This window comes from Streptomyces sp. SKN60, assembly GCF_026236535.1.
GTDB lineage: Bacteria > Actinomycetota > Actinomycetes > Streptomycetales > Streptomycetaceae > Streptomyces.
The window spans coordinates 329,936-351,193 of sequence record NZ_JAHTMW010000004.1; the positions used below are offsets into that span (position 1 = coordinate 329,936).

The 21,258-nt window shown below is 74.1% G+C and carries 16 protein-coding genes; 6 read left to right on the forward strand and 10 right to left on the reverse strand.

Annotation, left to right across the window (positions count from 1 at the left end):
- Positions 1 to 33 precede the first annotated feature (33 nt).
- The 8 genes from KV205_RS09360 to KV205_RS09395 all read right to left on the reverse strand — a co-directional run bounded on the left by KV205_RS09360 (position 34) and on the right by KV205_RS09395 (position 9,549).
- The gene (locus KV205_RS09360) at positions 34 to 1,038 is read right to left on the reverse strand and encodes an ornithine cyclodeaminase family protein (RefSeq protein WP_265863624.1); all 1,005 of its coding nucleotides are present in this window, start codon (positions 1,036 to 1,038) and stop codon (positions 34 to 36) included.
- Complete coding sequence (locus tag KV205_RS09365; protein ID WP_374214649.1) at positions 1,035 to 2,132, reverse strand: proline racemase family protein; 1,098 nt, start codon at positions 2,130 to 2,132, stop codon at positions 1,035 to 1,037. Before KV205_RS09365 ends, KV205_RS09360 begins: the two co-directional genes overlap by 4 nt.
- Positions 2,129 to 3,133, reverse strand: a complete 1,005-nt coding sequence (locus KV205_RS09370) for a proline racemase family protein (protein ID WP_265863625.1) — start codon at positions 3,131 to 3,133, stop codon at positions 2,129 to 2,131. The genes KV205_RS09365 and KV205_RS09370 overlap by 4 nt, the downstream gene beginning before the upstream one ends.
- Positions 3,134 to 3,195: 62 nt before the next feature.
- The gene (locus KV205_RS09375; RefSeq protein ID WP_265863627.1) at positions 3,196 to 4,110 is read right to left on the reverse strand and encodes a dihydrodipicolinate synthase family protein; all 915 of its coding nucleotides are present in this window, start codon (positions 4,108 to 4,110) and stop codon (positions 3,196 to 3,198) included.
- 70 nt (positions 4,111 to 4,180) lie between these two features.
- Complete coding sequence (locus KV205_RS09380) at positions 4,181 to 5,659, reverse strand: NAD(P)/FAD-dependent oxidoreductase (protein WP_265863628.1); 1,479 nt, start codon at positions 5,657 to 5,659, stop codon at positions 4,181 to 4,183.
- Positions 5,640 to 5,912, reverse strand: a complete 273-nt coding sequence (locus KV205_RS09385) for a (2Fe-2S)-binding protein (RefSeq protein WP_265863630.1) — start codon at positions 5,910 to 5,912, stop codon at positions 5,640 to 5,642. The genes KV205_RS09380 and KV205_RS09385 overlap by 20 nt, the downstream gene beginning before the upstream one ends.
- A gap of 64 nt (positions 5,913 to 5,976) precedes the next feature.
- Positions 5,977 to 7,140 carry an FAD-binding oxidoreductase gene (locus tag KV205_RS09390; protein ID WP_265863631.1) on the reverse strand — a complete coding sequence of 388 codons (1,164 nt, stop codon included), beginning with the start codon at positions 7,138 to 7,140 and terminating at the stop codon, positions 5,977 to 5,979.
- A 69-nt stretch (positions 7,141 to 7,209) separates the two neighbouring features.
- Positions 7,210 to 9,549, reverse strand: coding sequence for a collagenase (locus KV205_RS09395; RefSeq protein WP_265863632.1), 2,340 nt, complete (start codon positions 9,547 to 9,549; stop codon positions 7,210 to 7,212).
- A gap of 172 nt (positions 9,550 to 9,721) precedes the next feature.
- Here KV205_RS09395 and KV205_RS09400 point away from each other — a divergent pair, with 172 nt between their 5' ends.
- From KV205_RS09400 to KV205_RS09410, 3 genes are all read left to right on the forward strand, one after another.
- Positions 9,722 to 9,940, forward strand: coding sequence for a hypothetical protein (locus KV205_RS09400; protein ID WP_306806277.1), 219 nt, complete (start codon positions 9,722 to 9,724; stop codon positions 9,938 to 9,940).
- 43 nt (positions 9,941 to 9,983) lie between these two features.
- Complete coding sequence (locus KV205_RS09405) at positions 9,984 to 10,577, forward strand: TetR/AcrR family transcriptional regulator (protein WP_265863633.1); 594 nt, start codon at positions 9,984 to 9,986, stop codon at positions 10,575 to 10,577.
- A gap of 153 nt (positions 10,578 to 10,730) precedes the next feature.
- Positions 10,731 to 12,803: a discoidin domain-containing protein gene (locus tag KV205_RS09410; protein WP_265863635.1), complete on the forward strand. Its 2,073-nt coding sequence runs from the start codon at positions 10,731 to 10,733 to the stop codon at positions 12,801 to 12,803.
- A 70-nt stretch (positions 12,804 to 12,873) separates the two neighbouring features.
- Here the strand turns inward: KV205_RS09410 and KV205_RS09415 are convergent, their stop codons facing one another.
- Both KV205_RS09415 and KV205_RS09420 read right to left on the reverse strand, forming a co-directional pair.
- Entirely contained in the window at positions 12,874 to 14,781 is a 1,908-nt protein-coding gene (locus KV205_RS09415; RefSeq protein ID WP_265863636.1) for a glycoside hydrolase family 5 protein, read from the reverse strand.
- A 42-nt stretch (positions 14,782 to 14,823) separates the two neighbouring features.
- On the reverse strand, positions 14,824 to 16,152 hold the full coding sequence (locus KV205_RS09420; RefSeq protein WP_265863637.1) for a YncE family protein: 1,329 nt from the start codon (positions 16,150 to 16,152) through the stop codon (positions 14,824 to 14,826).
- A 283-nt stretch (positions 16,153 to 16,435) separates the two neighbouring features.
- On the opposite strand from KV205_RS09420, the gene KV205_RS09425 reads away from it, so the two are divergent.
- From KV205_RS09425 to KV205_RS09435, 3 genes are all read left to right on the forward strand, one after another.
- Positions 16,436 to 17,596 (forward strand): sensor histidine kinase, encoded by a 1,161-nt coding sequence (locus KV205_RS09425; protein WP_265863638.1) that lies wholly within the window; start codon positions 16,436 to 16,438, stop codon positions 17,594 to 17,596.
- Positions 17,584 to 18,243: a response regulator transcription factor gene (locus KV205_RS09430; protein ID WP_265863639.1), complete on the forward strand. Its 660-nt coding sequence runs from the start codon at positions 17,584 to 17,586 to the stop codon at positions 18,241 to 18,243. The genes KV205_RS09425 and KV205_RS09430 overlap by 13 nt, the downstream gene beginning before the upstream one ends.
- 141 nt (positions 18,244 to 18,384) lie before the next feature.
- Complete coding sequence (locus tag KV205_RS09435; RefSeq protein WP_265863640.1) at positions 18,385 to 21,249, forward strand: LuxR family transcriptional regulator; 2,865 nt, start codon at positions 18,385 to 18,387, stop codon at positions 21,247 to 21,249.
- Positions 21,250 to 21,258: the final 9 nt, after the last annotated feature.

Genomic DNA, 21,258 nt, shown 5'->3' on the forward strand with positions numbered 1-21,258 from the left:
CTCGCCGGAGGACAGCGTACAATGTCACGTTTCTCAGGCCGACCTGCCCTGTGCGGTGCGGGCAGCGCCGTACACGGCGACGGCGACCGCGAGGTCCTCCCAGGCCATGCCGACGCTCTTGAAGAGACGGGGAACGGCGGGGCCGGGCGGGGCCGCCCGGCCGGTGACCAGATCGGCGAGCGTGCCGGCCGGGTGACCGGGGCCGATCACCCCCTCCGCCTCCGGGATCAGCAGATCACCGGCCTCGCGGGCCGCGGCGGCCCGCGACTCCACGTAGACGGCGGACCGCCGCACCAGCTCCGAGTCGGTCTCGCGCGCGTCCGGTTCGTGCGAGCCGACGGCCACGACCGTGGCGCCGGGCGCGACGAGCCGCCCGTCGAAGAGCGGGGTACGGGCGGTGGTGCAGCACACCACGAGGTCCGCGTCCGGCACGTCCCCGGCCGTGCCCGTACGGGCCTTCGGCACGCCGTGGTCCCGGGCGTGCGCGGCGAGCCGGGCCGCCCGGCCGGGGTCGCGGGCCACCACCACGACGTCGGCGACCCCGCGTTCGGCGAGCACCGCCGCCAGATGCCTGTACGCCTGCGGCCCCGAGCCGAAAAGCAGCAGCCGCACCGGGCGGCCGGGCGCGGTGAGGTGACGGATCGCCAGGGCGGACACCGCCGGGGTACGCAGGGCGGTGAGCGCGGCACCGTCGAGGACGGCCACCGGGCGCAGGGTCGGCCCGTCCAGGAGCAGATAGCTGCCGGTGATCCGGGGCAGGCCGCGGGCCGGGTTGCCGGGCGCCACCCCGGCGACCTTCACCCCGGCCCAGGACGCGGACGCGGCGGGCATCAGCAGGAGTTCACCGGCCGGCACCGGTACGGCGGTGCGCGGCGCGGCGGACTCCGGGTCGAGCCCGTCGCGGAGGGCCGCGGCGAGCGCGTCGGCGGCCGCGGCCGGGGGCAGCAGCCGGGTCACGGCTGCCGCGTCGAGGACGAGGGGGGTGGAGGTCTCCGAGGACTCGGAGACCTCCGGGGAATCGGGGATCTCGGGGTTCACAGGGTGAATCCCGTGCCGAGGGTGTCGTCCGGGTCGAGCACGAAGCGGTGCTCGCCGGTGCGGTGGGCGGTGCCGGTCACCTCCGTGACCCTACCGGCGGCGCCCGGCCGCGCCGGCAGGACACGGCCGGTGAAGACCGTGCCGATGATCGAGGTGTGGGTCAGCTCCTCACCCTCCGTCAGGCGGCCCTCGTCGGCGAGCAGGGCGAGCCGGGCGGAGGTGCCGGAACCGCAGGGCGAGCGGTCGATCTGGCCGTCGGCGAAGACGGTCACATTGCGCTGGTGCGGGCCGCGCGGGGTGTCGGGCAGCTCCTCGTACAGGATCACGCCGTACACCCCGGAGAGCCGCGGGTCCGCCGGGTCGCGGGTCGCCGGGTGGTCCGCGAGCGCCGTGCGGATCTCCTGACCGGCGCGGGTCAGGGCGGCGAGCCGGGCCACCTCGACGGTGAGGCCGAGTGCGGCGGCGGGCAGCGCCGCGTAGCAGGCGCCGGCGTGTGCGAGGTCCACCTCGACCGTGCCGAGGCTGGTGGTGACGGGCACCTTGCGGGCCGCGACCCGCGCGGGCACGTTGCGGAAGGTGACCCCGGTGGTGCGGCCGCCCGCGCGGTGCACGGTCGCGGTCACCCGGCCGGACGGCACGTCGATACGGACCTGGGCGTCGCCGTCGGCGGGCGCGGCGACCCGGCCGGAGTCGACCGCCCAGGCGCCGAGCGCGATGGTGCCGTGTCCGCAGGCCGTGGACCAGCCGTCCTTGTGCCAGAACAGGACGCCCAGATGGGCGCCGTCGTCGTCCGGCGGGACGACGAGCCCGCCGTACATCCCGGCATGGCCGCGCGGCTCCCGGACGAGCAGCCGGCGCAGGTCGTCGTGCGGGCCGGGGCGCGGGTTGGTGCCCCCGCCGTGGCCGGCGGCGCTGCCGGGCCGGGGCGGGGTGAGGAGGGTGGCGCGGCGTTCGGCGACGGTGTCGCCGGGCACCGGCGGGAGGCCGGAGCCCGTGAGGTCCGCGAGGTCGACGATGCGGAAGGGCTCGCCGGCCGTGTGGTAGTCGGTGGTGCGCACCCCGGTGAAGGGTGCGGGGAAAGGGGTGGCGGTCACAGGAGGAATCCCGCGGGGAAGGGGTCGGTGGGGTCGAGGAAGTACTGGGCGGTGCCGGTGATCCAGGCCCGTCCGGTGACGGTGGGGACGACGGCCGGGCGGCCGGCGACCGTGGTCGCGCGGACGAGTCGGCCGGTGAACTCGGTGCCGATGAAGGACTCGTTGACGAAGTCCGTGTCGAGCGGCAGGAGTCCGCGCGCGTGCAGCTGCGCCATCCGCGCGCTGGTGCCCGTACCGCACGGGGAGCGGTCGAACCAGCCGGGGTGGATGGCCATCGCGTGCCGGGAGCGGCGGGCGTCGGAGCCGGGGGCGGCGAGATAGACGTGCTTGAGGCCGGACACCGCCGGGTCCTCCGGGTGCACCGGGCGGTCCGGGCCCGCGTTCACCACCTCCATCAGGGCGAGCCCGGCGGCGAGCAGGTCCTCCTTGCGGTCCCGGTCGAAGGGCAGGCCGAGCGCGTCGAGTTCCACGAAGGCGTAGAAGTTGCCGCCGTAGGCCAGGTCGTAGGTGACGGTGCCGAAGCCGGGGACCTCGGCCTTGAGGTCCAGGCCGACCGAGAAGGCGGGCACGTTGGTGAGGGTGACGGCGGTCGCCGCGCCGTCCTCCACGCGGACGTCCACGCTGACCAGGCCGGCCGGGGTGTCGAGCCGGACCGTGGTCACGGGTTCGGTGACCGGCACCATGCCGGTCTCGACGAGGACGGTGGCGACGCCGATCGTGCCGTGGCCGCACATCGGGAGCAGCCCGGACACCTCGATGAACAGCACGCCGTAGTCGGCGTCGGGGCGGGTGGGCGGCTGCAGGATCGCGCCGCTCATGGCGGCGTGCCCGCGCGGCTCGTACATGAGGAGCGTGCGCAGATGGTCCAGGTGCTCGATGAAGTGCAGCCGCTTCTCGGCCATGGTGGCGCCGGGGATCACCCCGACGCCGCCGGTGATCACCCGGGTGGGCATGCCCTCGGTGTGCGAGTCCACCGCGTGGAAGACGTGACGGGTGCGCATGGGTCGGTTCCCTCCGGTCAGTGGTGGCGCCGTCTCAGTGATGGCCGGTCAGTCATGGCCGGTCAGTGGTGGCCGTCGGCCAGGGCCTTTTCGGTGGCGGCGCGCACGGCGCTCGCCGTGGTGCCGGTCAGCGGGAGCCGCGGCGCCCGGGTCGGGCCGCCGGGGCGGCCGGCGAGGTCCATCGAGGCCTTGATGGCCTGGACGAACTCCGTCTTGGAGTCCCAGCGGAGCAGCGGGTGCAGCGCCCGGTAGAGCGGCAGTGCGGTGGCGAGGTCGCCGGCGGTGGCGGCGCGGTAGAGGGTGGCGCAGGAGGCCGGCAGCGCGTTCGGGTATCCGGCGATCCAGCCCACCGCACCGGCCAGGGCCAGCTCCAGCAGGACGTCGTCCGCGCCGATCAACAGGTCGAGGTCCGGGGCGAGTTCGGCGATCTCGTACGCCCGGCGCACATCGCCGCTGAACTCCTTCACCGCCACGATGTGTCCGGCCGCGTGCAGCCGGGCGAGGAGCGGCGGGGTCAGGTCGACCTTGGTGTCGATGGGGTTGTTGTACGCGACGACCGGCAGGCCGACGCCCGCGACCTCCGCGTAGTGCGCGAGCACCGCCGACTCGTCGGCCCGGTAGGCGTTCGGCGGCAGGAGCAGAACGGATCCGGCGCCGGCCTCAGCGGCCTGCTCCGCCCAGCGGCGGGACTCGGCACTGCCGTACGCGGCGACCCCGGGCATCACCCGCGCGCCGTCGCCGGCCGCCTCGACCGCCGTACGGACCACCCGGGCCCGCTCCTCGGGCGTGAGGGTCTGGTACTCCCCCAGCGAGCCGTTGGGGACGACGCCGTCGCAGCCGTTGTCGATCAGCCAGCGCACGTGCTCGGCATAGGCGTCGTAGTCGACGGAGAGATCGGGGCGGAGGGGAAGGGTGGTGGCGACCATGATGCCGCGCCAGGGGCGGGCGGGACTCCAGTGCGAGGTGGTGACGCTCATCAGCAGCTCCTTAGTAGTGTGTGACATTTTATTGGTGGGTGCGGGTCGGCCACAAGGGGGCCGGAGGCGATCAATCCGCTGCGGGCGGCGGGAGTTGGGCGAGGTCGCGGAGCGGGACGGGGCAGGCGAGGGGGCGGCGGTCGGGGGCGGGCTGCTCCTGGTCCGTTGCGCCGGTGTCTGCGCCGGCGGCGGTGCCTGTGCCTGTGTCTGCCGTCGCGCACAGCGCGGACACCGCCGGGCCGCACATGCGGCCCTGACACCAGCCCATGCCCGCGCGGGTCAGCAGTTTGACGGTCCGTGCGTCGCGCGCGCCCAGGTCCGCCAGGGCCTCGCGGATCCGGCCCGCCGGGACCTCCTCGCAGCGGCACACGTCCGTCGCGTCGGGCAGCCAGTGCTGCCAGCCGGTGCCGGGGCGGTGGGCGGCGCCCATCACGTCGGCGAAGGCGCGCAGGCGGGTGCGGGTGCGGCGGAGGCGGGTCGGGGCGGGTGCGTGCGCGATGGAGTGGGCCGCCAAGGTGCCCTCGGCGACGGCGAGTTGCGCGCCGCCGATGCCGCCGGTCTCCCCCGCCGACCAGACGCCCGGGACGGAGGTGCGCAGGTCCGCGTCGAGCGCGAGGGCGACCGTGTCGTCCGGGGCCGTACGGGTGGCGCAGCCCAGGGCGGTGGCCAGGGACAGTTCGGGGACCAGGCCGTGGCCGACGGCCAGCGCGTCGCACGGGATGCGGCGGGATGTGCCGGGCACCGGCCGCCAGTCGCGGTCCAGGCGGGCGACCGTGACGGCCTCCACCCGGTCGGTGCCGTGCGCCTCGACGACGGCGTGGCGGGTGAGGAGGCGGGTGTGCGCCCGCAGGAGCGCGGCGCCGTGGCGGGCGCCCTCGGCGAGCTTCGCCGGGTTGCGGAGCAGCGCGGCGGTGGCGGCCGCGCCGCCGGTCGCGTAGGCGGTGTACGCGGCGGCCTCCACGACCGCCGGGACCCGGGCTCCGGCGCCGGCCAGCGAACCGGCGACCGCGAGCAGCAGCGGGCCGCTGCCGGCCACCACGATCCGGCGGCCCGGGAGCACCAGGCCGCCCTTCAGCATCGCCTGCGCTCCGCCCGCACCGACCACGCCCGGGAGGGTCCAGCCGGGGAAGGGGAGGTGGCGCTCGTACGAGCCGGTGGCGAGGAGTACGGCGGGGGCGGTGACGGGGGTGGGCGGGCTGCTGGTGGACGGAGCCGATTCGGTGGTGCGGGTGTGGAGGGTCCAGGTGGGGTCGGTGCGGGTGACGGACCAGACGTGGTGGTGCGGGAGGTAGCTGATGCGGCCCGCCGCTTGGTGGGACCTGAGGCGCGCAAGCAGCGTGGTGAAGGTGCGGTGGTCGTGGTGCGCGGTCGCCGCCTGTGGGCGGGTCGCGGCGAGCTCGGGCGCGGGGTGGCGGTAGTACTGGCCGCCCGGGCGGGCGCCCGCGTCGAGCAGCGTGACGGTCAGGCCGAGGTCCGCGGCCGTGACGGCGGCGGCGAGTCCGGCCGGGCCGGCTCCGACGACGGCCAGTTCAGTCTTCGAGCGCGGCACGGCCCGTTCCTTCCTGGGTGGTGACGGTGTCGCCGGGGCGGGCGGGCAGCAGACAGGCGCGCTGGTTCGGGCGCCCGTTGACGGTGACGAGGCAGTCGTAGCACTGGCCGATACCGCAGAAGGCGCCGCGCGGCGCGCCGTCGGTGCGGGTGGCGCGCCAGGCGAGGATGCCGGCCGACCAGAGGACGGCGGCGACGGACTGGCCCTCCTGGGCCGGGAGTTCACGGCCGTCGAAGGTCAGCGTGTAGGACACGGGGCGCTCCGGTGTGGGTGGGTGGGTGCGTGGTGGCCGCTCCGGTGGCCGCCACTTCCGTTCCTCATTCCGCTCCCCCGCCGTGTCCGTCGAAGTCCCGGTGGGGTGCGAAGGGTGCCAGGTCGAGGGGGGGTTCCGCGCCCGTGAGGGCGGCTGCGATCAGTGCCGCCGTCGCCGGGGCCAGGCCGATGCCCGCTCCCTCGTGGCCGCACGCGTGGAACAGGCCCGGCACCCGGTGGTCCGGGCCGATCGCCGGGAGATGGTCCGGGAGGTAGGGGCGGAAGCCGTGGTACGCCCGGATGACGTCCACGTCGGACAGGATCGGGAAGAGTGCGGCCGCCTGCGCGGCGAGGCGCTGGAGGGCCTGCGGGGAGAGCGTGCGGTCGAAGCCCACGCGTTCGCGGGTCGCGCCGATCAGGACCGGGCCCGCCGGGGTGCCCTCCACGACGGCCGAGGACTGGAGGTTCGCGGAGTCGCTGGCCACGTCGGCGACGTAGTCGGCCGCGTACACCTTGTGGCGGACGAGCGGCGGCAGCGGTTCCGTGACCAGTACGAAGCCCCGGCGGGGCAGTACGGGCAGGTGCGCGCCGGCGAGTGCGGCGATCTCGCCGCCCCATGTGCCCGCGGCGTTCACCACGGCGGGTGCGAGGAGTTCGCGGCGGGGTGTGCGGACGCCGGTGACGGTGCCGGAGGGGGTACGGAGGATCCCGGTGACCTCTTCGCCCAGGTAGGTCGTGGCGCCGGAGGCTGCGAGCAGGTGGGCCGCCGCCTTGGCCGGCTGGACCTGGGCGTCCTGGGGGTAGAGGAAGCCGCCTGTGTGGGAGGGGGCCAGGTGGGGTTCGAGTGCGGTCAGGTCCTGAGCCTGGATTTCCTCGGCCCGTACGCCCGATTCTCGTTGGGACTCGGCGAAGGCTCTGAGGGCCTTCAGGGTGGGCTCGTCGTGCGCCACGACGAGCCCACCCTTCGGCTCGTACTCGATGTCCGGCGGGAGTGCGTCGGACAGTTCGCGCCAGAGTCTCGTGGACAGCAGCGCGAGGTCGAGCTCGGGGCCCGTCCCCTTGTCGGAGACGAGCAGGTTGCCTTCCCCGGCACCGGTGGTGCCGCCCGCGACGGGACCGCGGTCGACGACGGCGACGGAGAGGCCGGAGCGGGCCGCGAAGTAGGCGCAGGCGGCTCCGATCACGCCGGCACCGATGATCACGGCGTCCAGGGAGTGTCTCTTGGGCACGGCAGTAATATGTCACATTCTTCAGGCGGTGCCCAGGGGCTGCTGCCCCTGGGCACGATTGACGGTCGGTCAGCTGCGCAGCGGGCCCTCGCAGCGGTAGCTCGACGTGCCCGCGACCCGGTTGGACCAGATCTCGATCGGTCCGAAGCTGCAGTTCATGTCGGCCAGGTTGTTCAGCCCGGACTCACGGGCGCGGTCGAGGACGAAGTAGTCGACGGTCTCGGACATGTCCTTGAAGTTCTGGTCGTCGCTGCTCCAGTTACTCAGGTTCGCCGTGATCCTTCCGGTGCAGATGAAGCGCCGCTTGCCGGTGTCGCCGTTCTCGACACAGTCCGGGTTGCTGTACGTGGCCCCTTCGAAGGCGGTCTTCACGCCGACGACGGTCGAGTAGGTGAGCCGGTCGTTGGGGGTGAACGTGGTGTTGGGCACGTAGAGGTCGTCGACCTTGGCGATCTGCGTGTCCAGGAAGCGGTCGTACGCGGCCTGGAGGCCGGGGTCGGCGCTGAGGCGTTCGCGCCAGGCGTCGTAGCCGGCGACGTCGTTCGCGCGCAGGCGCCCGTACATCTCGCGGAGCAGGCTGGGGCGCTCGGCCCACAGGAACTCGAAGAAGGTGCCCGCGTAGTTGTAGAAGCGGAAGCCGTCGCCGTCGTAGGTGGCGTGCAGGAGCTGGCGCACGTTCATGCGGGGGCCGCCGCCGGCGGTGTCGTTGATGATGCCGCGGACCAGGGACTTGCGGACGACGATGCCGTTGTCGCGGGTGGCGCCGTCGAAGAACTCGGCGGTGCCCTCGTCCATGGCGGTGGTGCGGTCGCCCTGGTACCAGGGGCCCTCGCCGAAGAAGCCGGGGACGGCGAACCGTCCGTTGAGGTAGTGGGTGTACTCGTGCCGGAAGAGCTCTTCGAGGGTCAGCGTGGAGTCCTGCGGGACGCGCCGCTGGTAGGTGTAGAAGGTGGCGCCGTTCTCGATGTAGATGCCGCCGTTGTTGGTGTCGTACCCGGTGAGCAGCGGGTGGTAGTTCTCGTAGTCGGCGCGCGAGGCGTACAGCACGATGTTCAGGGTGCTGTTGGGGTCGCCGGTGAGGGGCGTGTCGGTGCCGAGGACGCGGTGGAACTGGGCCTTGACCTGCTTGCTGGCGTAGTAGAGCTGGTCGACGGTGGCGCGGTCGAGGGCGGTGCGGACCTTGATGCCGCCGTTGTCGTAGCTGTACGTGTAGGGGAAGAGGCGCTTCTCGATGTCGGCCTTGCAGACGTTGTAGGGCGCGCAGGCGTCGTAGGTGTTGAGCCAGCTGACGATCTTGGCCCACGGCTGGCTGCCGTAGCCGAAGCCGGACTCGACGGAGGCGAGGAGGGCGCCGAGGTCGGCGACGACGGCCGGCTGGAGGCCGGATATCTGGCCGAAGCGGCCGTACTCGGAGAGCGCGTCGCGGACCACCCAGGCGTTGGCGGTGCCCTTGAGGTGGGTGTAGCCGGAGAAGGCCTTGAAGGCGGCGCGGTAGGCCGGGTCGGCCTTGGCGGCGGCGTGGAAGGCGGTGTCCTGGTTGCCCGGGTAGATCCCCAGGTAGTTGACGGAGAGCGCGGCGAGGGCGGCGCCCGCCCAGGTGGGGTCCTGGTTGGTCGCGGAGTGCGCGCCGTCCATGGTGGCGAGGACCTTCACGATCAGGCCGAGCTGGTACTGGCGCAGGCCGGGGGCGCTGCCGATGTAGAGGGCCTCGCGCAGGGTGGCGGCGTTGGTGGCGGTGACGTCGAAGGTGTGGGCGGCGTTGCCGAAGTCGGCGATGGCGCGGCGGACGGCGTCGACGGTCGGGGCGTCGGTGATGTCGATCTCGGTGCGGGAGAAGTCGTGGTAAGCCACCGCGTGGAGGTAGGTGAACATCTCCTCCAGATGGGTGGAGTTGCGTCCGTCGTGGGCGGCCGCGAGGGACGAGATGCGGCGTGAGACGGCCTGGACGTGGGCGTCGGACATGACCGGGGCCAGTCGGGCGTCCCAGGTCCAGATGAGGTCGCGCAGACAGCCGTCGGCGGTGACGGCCGGGTCGGCGAGGAAGTCCGCGAACTGCTCGGGCGAGAGGCCGGTGACTCCGTCGAGGGTGCAGGGCACGCCGGCGGCGAAGGCGGTGCGGGCCTTCGCACCCTTGGCCTTGGGCGCGGGGCCGGGGATCCGGGCCTTGGCCCCGGCGCCGCCGGGGGCGGTGGGCGGAGTGGGCTTGGCCGTACGGGGGTTGGCGAGGTGCTCGACCTCGTCGAAGGGGTTCTGCCCGGGCGCGCCGAACGCGGCGGGGAGCGGGGCGGGCGCCGGGGCCGGGGCGGCCGCGGGTTCGGCGGCCTGGGTCGTGGCCTGGCCCGCGGCGAGGAGGGTCACCGCGACGGCGGTGGCGAGCAGGGAGGTACGCACGAGTCTGCGCTGGGACACCTGGGCTCCTGAGGAGGGCGTGGGGGATGGCTGCATGCGCGGTGAACTCCCCTGACTCATAGGGGAGTTGACGGATGTCGGGTTCACCGGCTGAGCAGTAAAATAGTAATGTGAAATTGCACTGACAAGAGTTGTGCACCCATCAGTTCGCGGCACCCGCTACCTTGACCCGATGCCCGCGCTGCGCTCGCTCGCCCTCGACGCCCTCGACGACCCGCCCCTGCCCCCGCTCCCGGAGGCCGCGGCCGAGCTCCTGATCCGGCTGTCCGCCCCGCCCCGGCTCGTGGCACACCTGCGCGCGGTGCACGACGCCGCCGTACGGCTCCTCGACGCGATCGGCGCCGACGCGGACGCGCGGCTCGCGTTCCAGGGGGCGTACCCGGTGATGTGACCGGCGGTGCGGTTAACCTGGCGCCTCGACGCGAGGAGGCAGCATGGGGCGGATGCCGTCGGCGGAACGGCGCCGGCAGTTGGTGGAGGCGGCGGTCCGGGTCATGGCCAGGGACGGGGTGGGGCGGGCGACGACGCGGGCGATCTGCGCCGAGGCGGAGGTGTCGCTGAGCGTCTTCCACTACTGCTTCGACTCCAAGCAGGAGCTCCTGGAGGCGGCCATCGGGTCGATCACCGGGAACTACGTGGCCCGGGTGATGTCGGCGGTCGAGCCGCGGGCGACGCTGCGCGAGACCGTGCGGGGCGCGCTCGGGACGTACTGGGAGCATGTGCGGGCTCATCCGGCCGAGCACATGCTGACGTACGAGCTGACCCAGTACGCGCTGCGCGAGGAGGGCTTCGAGCATCTGGCGCGGGCGCAGTACGAGCAGTACGTGGCGTCCGCCGCGGTCCTGGTGGGGCAGGTGTGCGCCGTGCTCGGGGTGACGCCGAAGGTGCCGGTGGAGCTGGTCGCGCGGGTGCTCGCGGCGACGATCGACGGGCTGACGCTGCAGTATCTGGTGCTCGGCGACGAGCAGGCGGCCGAGGCGCTCCTCGATGCGACGGCGGATCAGCTGGTGGCGCTGATCGGCGGCTGAGGGCGGCTCTCGATCGCCAACAGGTCGTTTGACCCGGACTCTTGACTCACTGGTGGTTCACCGCGATCCTCGGCGCGAGCCCACTGTTACCGCCAGAAACACCCAGGACGGCTCGCAGCCCGGTATCCCCCATGACCGAAGGCATCGATGACCATGATTCGACCATCCACACGCGGGCCGGGCGGCCGATTCGCCCTCGTGGCCCTGTTCATCGCACTGGCCACCGTCGTCTTCGGCGCCGGCCCGGTCCCCGCCGCCGACACCGGCGGCCAGTGGTGGGAGCCCACCGCACGGCCGGCGCCCGATTCGCAGATCAACGTCACCGGCGCCCCGTTCAAGGGGACGGACGCGTCGGGAAACGTGCGCGGCTTCGTCGACGCGCACAACCACCTGATGTCCAACGAGGGCTTCGGCGGCCGCATGATCTGCGGCCAGACCTTCTCCACGGCCGGAATCGCCGAGGCGCTCAAGGACTGTCCCGAGCACTACCCCGACGGCTCGGGCGCCCTCTTCGAGCACCTCACCGGCGGTGACAACGGCAAGCACGACCCGGTCGGCTGGCCCACGTTCAAGGACTGGCCCGCCAACAACTCGCTGAGCCACCAGCAGAACTACTACGCCTGGGTCGAGCGCGCCTGGCGCGGCGGCCAGCGGGTCCTGGTCAACGACCTGGTGACCAACGGGCTGATCTGCTCGATCCTGCCGCGCGACCGCGGCTGCGACGAGATGGACGCGATCCGCCTGGAGGCGCGGAAGTCCTACGAGCTGCAGGACTACGTCGACTCGATGTACGGCGGCCCGGGCAAGGGCTGGTTCCGCATCGTCACGGACGCGGCGCAGGCCCGTTCGGTGATCGAGCAGGGCAAGCTCGCGGTCGTGCTCGGCGTGGAGACCTCGGAGCCGTTCGGCTGCAAGATGATCCTCGACGTCCCGCAGTGCAGCCAGGCCGACATCGACAAGGGCCTGGACGAGCTGTACGGGCTCGGCGTGCGCAGCATGTTCCTGTGCCACAAGTTCGACAACGCGCTGTGCGGTGTGCGCTTCGACAGCGGCACCACCGGTGTCGCCGTGAACATCGGCCAGTTCCTGTCGACCGGCACCTTCTGGGCGACCGAGAAGTGCGCGGGCCCGCAGCACGACAACCCGATCGGGCTGGCGGCGGCGCCCGCCGCGATGGCCGAGAAGCTGCCGGCGGGCGTGACCGTGCCCTCGTACGCCTCGGACGCGCAGTGCAACACCCGCGGTCTGACCCGGCTCGGCGAGCACGCCCTGAAGGGGATGATGCAGCGCGGGATGATGCTGGAGCTCGACCACATGAGCGTGAAGGCCGCGGGCCGGGCGCTCGACATGCTCGAGGCCGAGGAGTACCCGGGCGTCATCTCCAGCCACAGCTGGATGGACCTGGACTGGACCGAGCGGGTCTACCGTCTCGGCGGTTTCGTCGCCGAGTACATGCACGGCGCCGAGGGCTTCATCGGCGAGGCCGCGCAGAAGGCGGACCTGCGCAAGAAGTACGGCGTCGGCCTCGGCTACGGCACCGACATGAACGGTGTCGGCGGCTGGCCGGGCGCGCTCGGCGAGGACGCGCCGAACGCCGTGAAGTACCCCTTCAAGAGCTTCGACGGCGGTGCGACGCTCGACCGGCAGGTGACGGGTGAGCGCACCTGGGACCTGAACAAGGACGGCGCCGCGCACAACGGCCTGGTCCCGGACTGGGTCGAGCAGATCCGGCTCACCCCGGGCGGTCCTGGTGTGGTGGACGAGCTGGCGAAGGGCGCGGAGTCGTATCTGCGCACGTGGAAGGCGACCGAGCAGCACGAGATGGGCGTCAACCTGGCCTCCGGCCGGCCCACCGGCGCGTCGACCACCCAGTGGTGGAACCCGTTCGTGGACTACTCGCCGGGCCTCGCCACCGACGGCGACACCGGCACCCGCTGGGCCAGCGAGTGGTCGGACGACCAGTGGTGGCAGGTGGACCTGGGCGAGTCGCGCCGGATCGGCCGGGTCACCCTGGACTGGGAGGCCGCCTTCGGCAAGGCCTACCGGATCGAGCTGTCGGACGACGGCGCGAACTGGCGTTCCGTGTGGTCCACGGACGCCGGTGACGGTGGTTACGACACGGCCGAGTTCGCCTCGCAGCAGGCCCGCTATGTGCGGGTGCACGGCGAGAAGCGGGGCACCGGCTGGGGCTATTCGCTGTACGAGGTGAAGGTCACCCGGACCTAATCAGCCGACGTACGTACGAAGGGCCCGCCGGCGCTTGTCCGGCGGGCCCTTCGTCGTGTCGCGACAGGTGCTACAGGGTGCGGCAGAGCAGGGCGTCGGGGGTCTTGCCCTTGGCCCAGGCGCCGGTGAAGGCGAGGCCCGCGACGTACTCGGTGGTGGCGCACTGGCCCTTGTAGTCGCCCTCGGCGAACTCGCCGCCGGGGGCGCCCGTGGCGCCGGCGGGGCGGTTGTCGCCGCGGTCGAACCACAGGGTGCGGCCCGTCAGCGGCAGGGCGCGGCTCGCTCCGGTGCAGAGCAGGGCGGAGACGGCCTGGCCGCGGACGCTGTAGCCGGTCGCGAACTGGCCCTGGGGGCACTGGAGTTTGGTGTAGCCGCCGGCCCAGTCGCCCTCCTTCACAAAGCGCTCGTCGCGGACCACGGTGACCGGTCCGGTGGGTGCGGTGAGGCCGCGTGCGCCGGCGTCGGTGCACAGGCCGCGTCCGTCGCGGTGGGCGAGGCCGATGAGCCGCTGCCCGTCGGGGCAGACGCCCTTGCGGGCGCCGGAGTCCCAGTCGCCGCCGGCCCGGGTGCGCAGGGACTGGACGGCGTCGGCGTGGTCCAGGTTGAGCATGTCCCAGGTGTCGGTGACCGGGACGGGCCCGGTCGTGGCGGGGGCGGTGACGAGGCGCTGCCAGTCGGGGGCCCGCCAGTCGGTGCCGTCGAGGAGGCCGGAACGCCGGCCCGCGGGGTCGTAGTCGAGGAGCTTCCAGCGTCCGTGGCCGGTGAAGCCGACGAGCGGCCAGTAGGCGAAGTCGGCGTCGGTGGCGATCAGGTAGTCGACGAAGTGGGTGAACCAGGCGCGGGCCTGGGGGTCGGTCTCGTCGGCGCCGATGCCGAACTCGCTGATCCAGACGGGGGCGGTGTAGTGCCGTTCGGTGTCGGCGGTGACGAAGAAGGCCTGGCGGTGCAGGGTCGCGAAGAGTTCGTCGCGGGAGAGTTCCTGGTAGCGCCAGTCGTGGGTCTCGCCGGTGCCGGTGGCGCCGGTGTGGTTCGGCCCGGTGTAGCCGTAGAAGTGGGCCGAGTAGACCAGTTTGTTCGAGGCCACGAGGGTGTGGGAGAGGGTGCGGGCGGGTTCCAGGGTGGGGCGCCAGTGGAAGAGTCCGTCGGCGGGGATGCCCTGCCAGTTGATGCCCTCGACGATGACGAGGAGGTCGGGGTTGGCCTCGGTGAGGAGGCGGTCGCCGAGGCGCTGGGTGGCGGTCCACCAGTCGTGGTCGTCGCCCCAGCCCCAGTTGGCGTCGTCCATGATCGTGCGGCGGACCTCGTTGTAGAGGTCGGCGCCGACGACCCGCTTGTTGGCCTTGTAGCGCTGGGCGAGGAACAGCCAGTCGTTCTCCCACTGGGCGGTGGACTGGCTGGTGTTCCAGCGTTCGTTGCCGTCGAGGCCGCAGCACCAACGGGAGGTGTTGGTGTGGTTGTTGAGGACGACCGCGAAGCCCTCGGCGGTGGTCGCGGCGATCACCGCGTCGAAGACCTGGAGCGGGGTGCGGCCGCGGAGCTCGGGGTTGGCGGCGACGGCGGCGTCCGGGACGGGCCGGGTGTCGTGCAGCATCTCGTTGGAGAAGGGCAGCCGGAGGCTGTTGAGGCCGAGGGCGTGGAAGTCGGCCAGAATTCCGGCGAGGGGTTTGCGGTCGAGGCCGAGGGGAAGCTGGTCGGACTTCTCGGCGTCGTGGTGGCTTGCCGGGTCGGCGAGGTCGCCGGAGCCGTTCCAGGAGCCCTGGGCGCCGTGCCAGTTGCCGGACTTGAGCTTGAAGCGGTTGCCGTTCGCGTCGACGACATGGCGGCCGCGGGTGCTCAGCGGGGGCTGCCAGCTGTCGGCGAGGGCGGTGCCGGCGTCGGTGACGGTCACGGATTCCGTGACGGAGGCGGGTGCGGCGGCCGGTGTCCCGGCAGCCAGGAGGGCCGCGGCGAGCGCGGCCCCCAGAAGTGTTCTCTTCACGGTGTCCTTCGGGTGAGGAACGGGGAGGGAGGGAGGGAGCGTTCAGGGGGCCGTGGGGCCGGTCCAGTCGGCGGGGACGTGGGCGAGCCGGACCCGCTGGGGGTGGTCGCCGACCTGGACGGAGGCGACCCGCCGCCCGGTCGTGAAGTCGATGGCGCTGACCCGGTCGGCGCCGCTCTCGGAGACCACGCAGGAGCGGCCGTCGCCGCTGACGGTGGCCCAGTAGGGCTTGGCGGTCTCGACCAGCGGGCCCTCCTGGAGGGTGGCGCGGTCGACGACGGTCGTGTAGTCGTCCATGGTCCCGGCGACGCACAGCTTGGTGCCGTCGGGGCTCATCGACAGGCCGTGGTGGCGGGAGTCGTTGACCCAGGTGGTGCGGTCGGGGTTCAGGTCCGGGTTGCCGGGCAGGTTCTTCAGGCGCGTGACGCGGTCGGTGGCGACGTCGTATTCGAGGAAGCCGTTGAAGAAGGACACCTGGAAGTAGATCTTCTTCTCGTCGGGGGTGAAGACGAGCGGGCGCACGGCGTCGGAGAGGTCGCCGCGGCCGAAGGCGTCGAGTCGTTCGCGCATGTCGATGACGCGCACGGTCTGGAAGGTGTTCGCGTCCACGACGGTGATCCTGCGGTCGCCCTTGGTCCAGTCGAGCCAGGGCGCGTCGAGCGCGGTGGTGACCTCGCCGATGGACATGTTCCACAGCAGTCCGTCGGAGGTGAAGACGTTCTCGTGGGGCTTGTCGCCGGTCTTGAAGGAGCCGACCTGGCGGCCGGTGACGATGTCGAGGACGTGCACCGTGTTGGCGGTGGAGGCGGAGACCGCGACCCGGGTGCCGTCGGGCGAGACGGCCATGTGGTCGGAGCGGTAACCGGCCACCGGGAACCGCCAGTTGATCCGCCCGGTGCGCAGGTCGACGGAGACGACGTCGGCGAAGCTGGGCCGGGAGACCACCATGGCGGAGCCGTCGGGGGTGGCGTACATGTCGTCGACGAACTGGTCGTGGCCCTCGCCCGGCCCGCTGCGCACGCCGAGGAAGAAGGCCAGCTTGATCGGGTCGAGGTAGATCTCCCGCATCCGCTCCTCGCGGTCGGGGATGACGTTCACCCGGCCGATCCGGCGCAACTCGCCCGCGGACTCGATGACATCGGCGGTGCCGTCCCAGTTGTTGCCGACGAACATCACCTCGCGCAGCAGTCCGTCGGCGGTGGTACGGGCGGGGGCGGGCGCCGCGGCGGCCGGGGAGGCGACGACGCCGGAGCCGGCGACGGCGGCGAGCAGCGCGAGCGCGGCGGCGAGGGAGCCGACGGGGCGCCGGCGGACCCGGCCGCGCGGGGACCCGGGGCGGGGGCGGGGACGAGGCTCACGGGGTGAGGGCATGGGGGTTCCTTCTTCCGGCTCCGGACAAGGCATTACCCGCGGTAAGCAGGCTGGTCCCCCCGAGGGAAGCATGGACCTGCCGCCCTCAACAAGCCCTCGGTACGGGCCTGTTACCCCCGAGTACGACCGGTCGCCACAGCTCGCGCACACCGCCTTCACACCGTCCGCAAAACGGCTGGTAGCAGCCCTGTCGGCGGATGCCCGCTCGGGCACAATGCGGGGCGACGGGGGCAGTCGGGCACGGTGGTATGGGAGGCACGTCTTGCCGGTGGGGTCCTTATCGATGGGGTGGACACGCGCGCTGCGCCGGCCGGAGGGAGTGGGCTCGGCCCTCCAGCGGGCCCGGTCCTTCATGATGCTCACCACCCTGCTGTACCGGGCGAGCCATCTGACCGTCGGCGTGCTCGCCGTCGCCCAGCGCCGCGACGGGCACCCCGTCCCGTACCTGGGCATCGCCGCCGCCCTCGGGCTCAGCCTGCTCACCTACGGGAGCGGGCTGCGGCGCGGCTGGTTCGACCCGCGGCACGTGCGGGCCGACGTCCTGGTCACCGGCTGCGCGCTGCCCCTCGCCCTCTACGCCTGGGGCGGGGTCCGGGAGACCCCGGCGATCGGCTGGGCGATGCTGCTCGGCGGCTCGGCCAGCGCCGTCGCCGCCGTCGCGCTCCCCCGCGCCCAGGCCCTGGCCGGCCTCGGGCTGCTCGTCGCGACCCATCTCGCCGGTTACCACCTCGTCGGCGCCGGCCGGGCCGTGCTCGGCGGACACCTCAACTCGCTGCTGTCCTCGGCCGCGATGGCCTGGGTGATGTGGTGGTACCTGCGCCGGCAGGGCCGGCTGCTCGACGAGGCCAACGCCCGGGCGCTCGCCGCCGAGGCCCAGAAGGCCCGCTACGCCGAACGGCTCGACCACCACCGCGCCCTGCACGACACCGTGCTCGCCACCCTCACCACCCTCGCGGCCGGCGGCGTCGACGCCAACGCCCCCGAGGTGCGCGAGCGCTGCGGCCGCGAGGCCGCCTATCTGCGGCGGCTCGTCCAGCAGACCGCCGAGGAGGTCCACCACCCCGGCCTGGGCGCCGCCCTGGAGGAGGCCGTCAGCTCCGTGGAGAGCCTGCGGCTGCGGGTCACCGCCCAGTACCACCGGCTCCCCGAGGTGCCGCCCGCCGTCGCCGGGGCCTTCGCCGACGCCGCCCGCGAGGCCCTGAACAACGTACGGCGGCACGCCGGCACCGGACACGCCTGGCTTACCGCGACCGGTGACACCGACGGCAGCGGGGCGGTGATCACCGTCGTCGACCGCGGCCCCGGCTTCGACCCCGAGGACCATGTGCCCGGCTTCGGGCTGCGCGGCTCGATCCACTCCCGGATGACCGAGGTCGGCGGCCGGGCCGTCGTCGACACCGCGCCCGGCGAGGGCGTACGGGTGGAGCTGCGATGGCCGGCGTGAGCGGCGTGATCAGCGTGGCCGTGGTCGACGACGACCGGATGCTGCTCGACGGCATGCGGTCCTGGCTCGGCGGCGTGCCCGGGCTCCGGGTGGTCGCCACGGCGGCCACCGTCGGCGAACTCCTGGCCGGCACACCGGGGTCGGAGGCCGGCCCGCCGTCCGACATCGTGCTGCTCGACCTGCTGCTGCGCGACGGCTCCACGCCCACCGACAACATCCGGCGGCTGGTCGCCACCGGCACCCGGGTCCTGATGATCAGCACGGTGCCCGACCGCACCCGGATCATCGAGTCCGTACGGGCCGGCGCCGACGGCTATCTGACCAAGGACAACGACCTGTCCACCCTGGTCGCCGCCGTCCAGGACATCGTGGCGGGCCACGGCTCCCACTCCCCCGAACTCGCCTTCGCCTGCGCGCACGACAGCAGCCCCTCCCGCCCCAGCCTCTCGCCGCGCGAGCGGCAGATCCTGCTCGACTACGCCTCGGGCCTGACCCTGAAGTCCGCCGCCCGGCGCGCCGGGATCACCGTGCACACCGCGAAGGACTACCTCGACCGGGTCAAGGCCAAGTACCGGCAGGCCGGCCGCCCCGCCTACACCAAGATCGACCTGGCCCGGCGGGTCCGCGAGGACAGTCTCGAGGCCTGACCTCCGCGACGGGGACAGTCTCCCCGCCGGGTGCCCCCGGCACGCAAGCCCCCCAAACGGACGGCTGCAGGGGGCACCCCCGTCCTTCCTATCGTCGTCCCCGGCACGCGCCGCCGGGCGGGGCCGGAGGGGAAGGCGCAGATGACGGAGCCGTACGCCTGTACCGATCCGGGACCCGGCGGACTCGTGGGCCGGGGCGACCGGATGAGCCGGGTCGCCGCGGCCCTCGGGGACGCCCGTTCGGGACGGGGCGCGGTGGTGGTCGTCAGCGGTGAACCGGGCGTGGGGAAGACCCGGTTCGCCGGCTCGGCCGTCGCCGCGGCGCGGGCCGCGGGGATGGGCGCGGCCCACGGCAGGACGGGGACCGTGGGCCCGGCCGTCCCCTACCGGCCGCTGGCCGAGGCGCTGCTGGCACTGGCGAGGACCGAGGGACTGCCCGCACCGGGGGGAACGGGCGGCCACCGGCGGGTCCTGGCCCGGCTCCTCGGGGGGAGGAGCGGCGTGCCGCCCCTGGCGGCGGCCGAGGCGGTCCTCCGCACCGTCGCCTCGGCCGCCGGACGGCGGGGGTTCCTGCTCGTGCTCGACGATCTGCACGAGGCCGATCCGGGAACCCTCGCCGTCGTCGACTACCTCCTCGACCAGCTGCCGTCGGTGCCGGTGGTGCTGCTCGCCACCGTCTCCCCCGGCCCGGGCCCGGCGAACGCCCTCGCCGCCGGCGCCCACCACCGTCTCGACCTGCCGCCGCTCGGCCCGCAGGACGTCCGGCGCCTGGCCGCGGCCGAGTACGGCAGGACGCCGCTGCCGGCTGAGCTGCTGCGCCGGGTGCGCGACGAGTCCGCCGGACTTCCCTTTCTCGTACGGGAGTTGGTACGCGAGTACGGGCGGGAGGGCGGCCCCGCGGACGTGCCGGAGGCGGTCGCGGCGAATGTGCGGCGGCGGGCCGAGCGGTTGGGGCCGGGTGCGGTGCGACTCCTCGCTGTGGCCGCCCTGTTCGGGGAGCGGTGCGCGGTGTACGAGGTGGCGCGCGCGGCAGGCGTCGAGGAGGCACGGGCGGGCGCGCTGCTGCGGGCGGCGGCCGACGCGCATCTGCTGGCGCCCGATCCGGACGATCCCGCGGCCTACGTCTTCCGGCATCCCCTGGCCGCCCGGGCCCTCGCCGCCGTCCTTCCCCCGGCCGACCGGGTCCGGGCCGCCCGGTGCGCCGCGCTCGCCGTGGCGGAGCTGCACCCGGGGCTGCCGGGCCCGTGGTGTGCCCGGGCCGCGGCGCTGCACGCGAGCGCGGGCGACCCGGCGGAGGCGCTGCGGCGGTATGTGGAGGGGGCGCGGCGGGCCGGTGCCGAGGGGGCTCCGGAGCAGGCGCTGACGCTGCTCACCACCGCGCGCGGGCTGCTGTCCCCGGCGGTTCCGGCGGAGCTGCGGGCGGAGGTGTGGGAGGGGCTGCTGGACGCGGTCCTGCTGACCGGGCGGCTGGACGCCCTCCCCGGGGAGGCCCTGGAGCTGCCGGCCGACGGGCCCGGGCTCGCGGCGGCCCGCCGGGCCGGTCTGCACGCGCGGATCGCGCAGGTGCACGCGCTGGCCGGGCGGCCCGAGGAGGCGCTGCGGCGCCTGGATCTGGCGCGCTGGACGCTGGGTGAGGCGGGCGGCGACCACGGGGCCACCGCCCTGGTCGAGCTGGCCGCGGCGCGGGTCGAGCCGGGCCGGCTCGCGCCCGAGCGGCTTCGCACCGCCACGGGGGCGGCCCGCCGGGCGGTCGACGCCGCGCATGCCGCGGGCCTGCCCGGGGCCACCGGGTGGGCGCTGCTCGCGCTCGGGCGGCTCACCCAGGACCAGGACGGGCAGGGCGCGGCGGAACGGTTCGCCAGGGCGCGGGCGCTTGCCGCGCTCACGCCGGGCGACGGGGCGCTGCGGATCGCCGCCGACGGGTGTCTGGCGCGGCTCGCGATGCGGCGGGACGGGCTCACGGCGGCCGTGGAGGAGACCCGGCGGGCGGCCGAGCGGGCGGGGCTCGCGCCGCAGGCGCACGAGACGGGGTTCGCGCTCGCGCTCGACGGGGTGCGGCGCGGGGCGTTCGGGGCGGCCGGGGAGCTGATCCGGGACGGGGAGGAGGACGCGGCGCGCCGGGGCATGGGGCGGGCGGTGGCGTTGTGGCGGCTCGCCGAGGCGGTGCGGGTCGCGCACCGGGGGCGGCGGGACGAGCTGCGGGAGGCCCTCGCACGGCTCGCGCCGGTGGCGGACGCGGCGCCGGGGCTTCGGGCGATGGAGTTCGGGCTCGCGCGGGGGTTCTGCTCGCTCCTGGAGGAGGACCACGAGGCGGCCGAGCGGGAGTTCGCGCAGGCCCTCGCGTACGACGCGGAGAATCCGGCGACGGGTGACTTCGGCCGGCACGGGGTGGCGCTGCTGTGCGGTGTGCTCGCGGGGCGGGCCGGGCGGCGGCACCACGACCGGGCGCTCGCGGCGGGGGCCGCGGCGGCCCGCTGGAACCGGCCGTTCGCGGGGCTCGCCGACGCGGTGCTGCTCGGCCGTGAGGGGCGGGCGGCGGAGGCGACGGCGGCGGCCGGGGCGGCGCTGGCCGCCGCGGCGCCCTATCCGCTGGCGGGCCGGCTGGGGATGCGGCTGGTGGCGGCCGCCGCGTACGAGGACGGCTGGGGCGCCCCGGCCGACTGGGCGCGCGAGGCGGAGGAGTTCTTCCACGCCGCCGCCCTGCCGGCCGTGGCCGGTGCCTGCCGCGGACTGCTGCGCGCCATGGGCGCCCCGGTGCGGCAGCGCCGCTCCGGCACCGACCGGGTGCCCGCGCCGCTGCGCCGGTGCGGGATCACGGTGCGGGAGTTCGAGGTGGCGCGGCTGCTCGCGGAGCGCTTCGGCAACCGTGACATCGCGGGCCGGCTGCACATCTCGCCGCGCACGGTGGAGAAGCATGTGTCGAGCCTCCTGCAGAAGACGGGGCACCCGAACCGGGCGGCGTTCGCGTCGGCCGCCCGGGATCTGGTGACGGGTTCGGCGCCGTAGGCCGTGTCA

Excerpts from the sequence above, each read along its gene's own strand:
- KV205_RS09370 (WP_265863625.1), bottom strand. The coding sequence starts at position 3,133 with ATGCGCACCCGTCACGTCTTCCACGCGGTGGACTCGCACACCGAGGGC.
- KV205_RS09375 (WP_265863627.1), bottom strand. The coding sequence starts at position 4,110 with ATGAGCGTCACCACCTCGCACTGGAGTCCCGCCCGCCCCTGGCGCGGC.
- KV205_RS09400 (WP_306806277.1), top strand. The coding sequence starts at position 9,722 with ATGCCCGCGCTGCGCTCGCTCGCCCTCGACGCCCTCGACGACCCGCCC.
- KV205_RS09405 (WP_265863633.1), top strand. The coding sequence starts at position 9,984 with ATGGGGCGGATGCCGTCGGCGGAACGGCGCCGGCAGTTGGTGGAGGCG.
- KV205_RS09410 (WP_265863635.1), top strand. The coding sequence starts at position 10,731 with ATGATTCGACCATCCACACGCGGGCCGGGCGGCCGATTCGCCCTCGTG.
- KV205_RS09420 (WP_265863637.1), bottom strand. The coding sequence starts at position 16,152 with ATGCCCTCACCCCGTGAGCCTCGTCCCCGCCCCCGCCCCGGGTCCCCG.
- KV205_RS09425 (WP_265863638.1), top strand. The coding sequence starts at position 16,436 with ATGGGGTGGACACGCGCGCTGCGCCGGCCGGAGGGAGTGGGCTCGGCC.
- KV205_RS09430 (WP_265863639.1), top strand. The coding sequence starts at position 17,584 with ATGGCCGGCGTGAGCGGCGTGATCAGCGTGGCCGTGGTCGACGACGAC.
- KV205_RS09435 (WP_265863640.1), top strand. The coding sequence starts at position 18,385 with ATGACGGAGCCGTACGCCTGTACCGATCCGGGACCCGGCGGACTCGTG.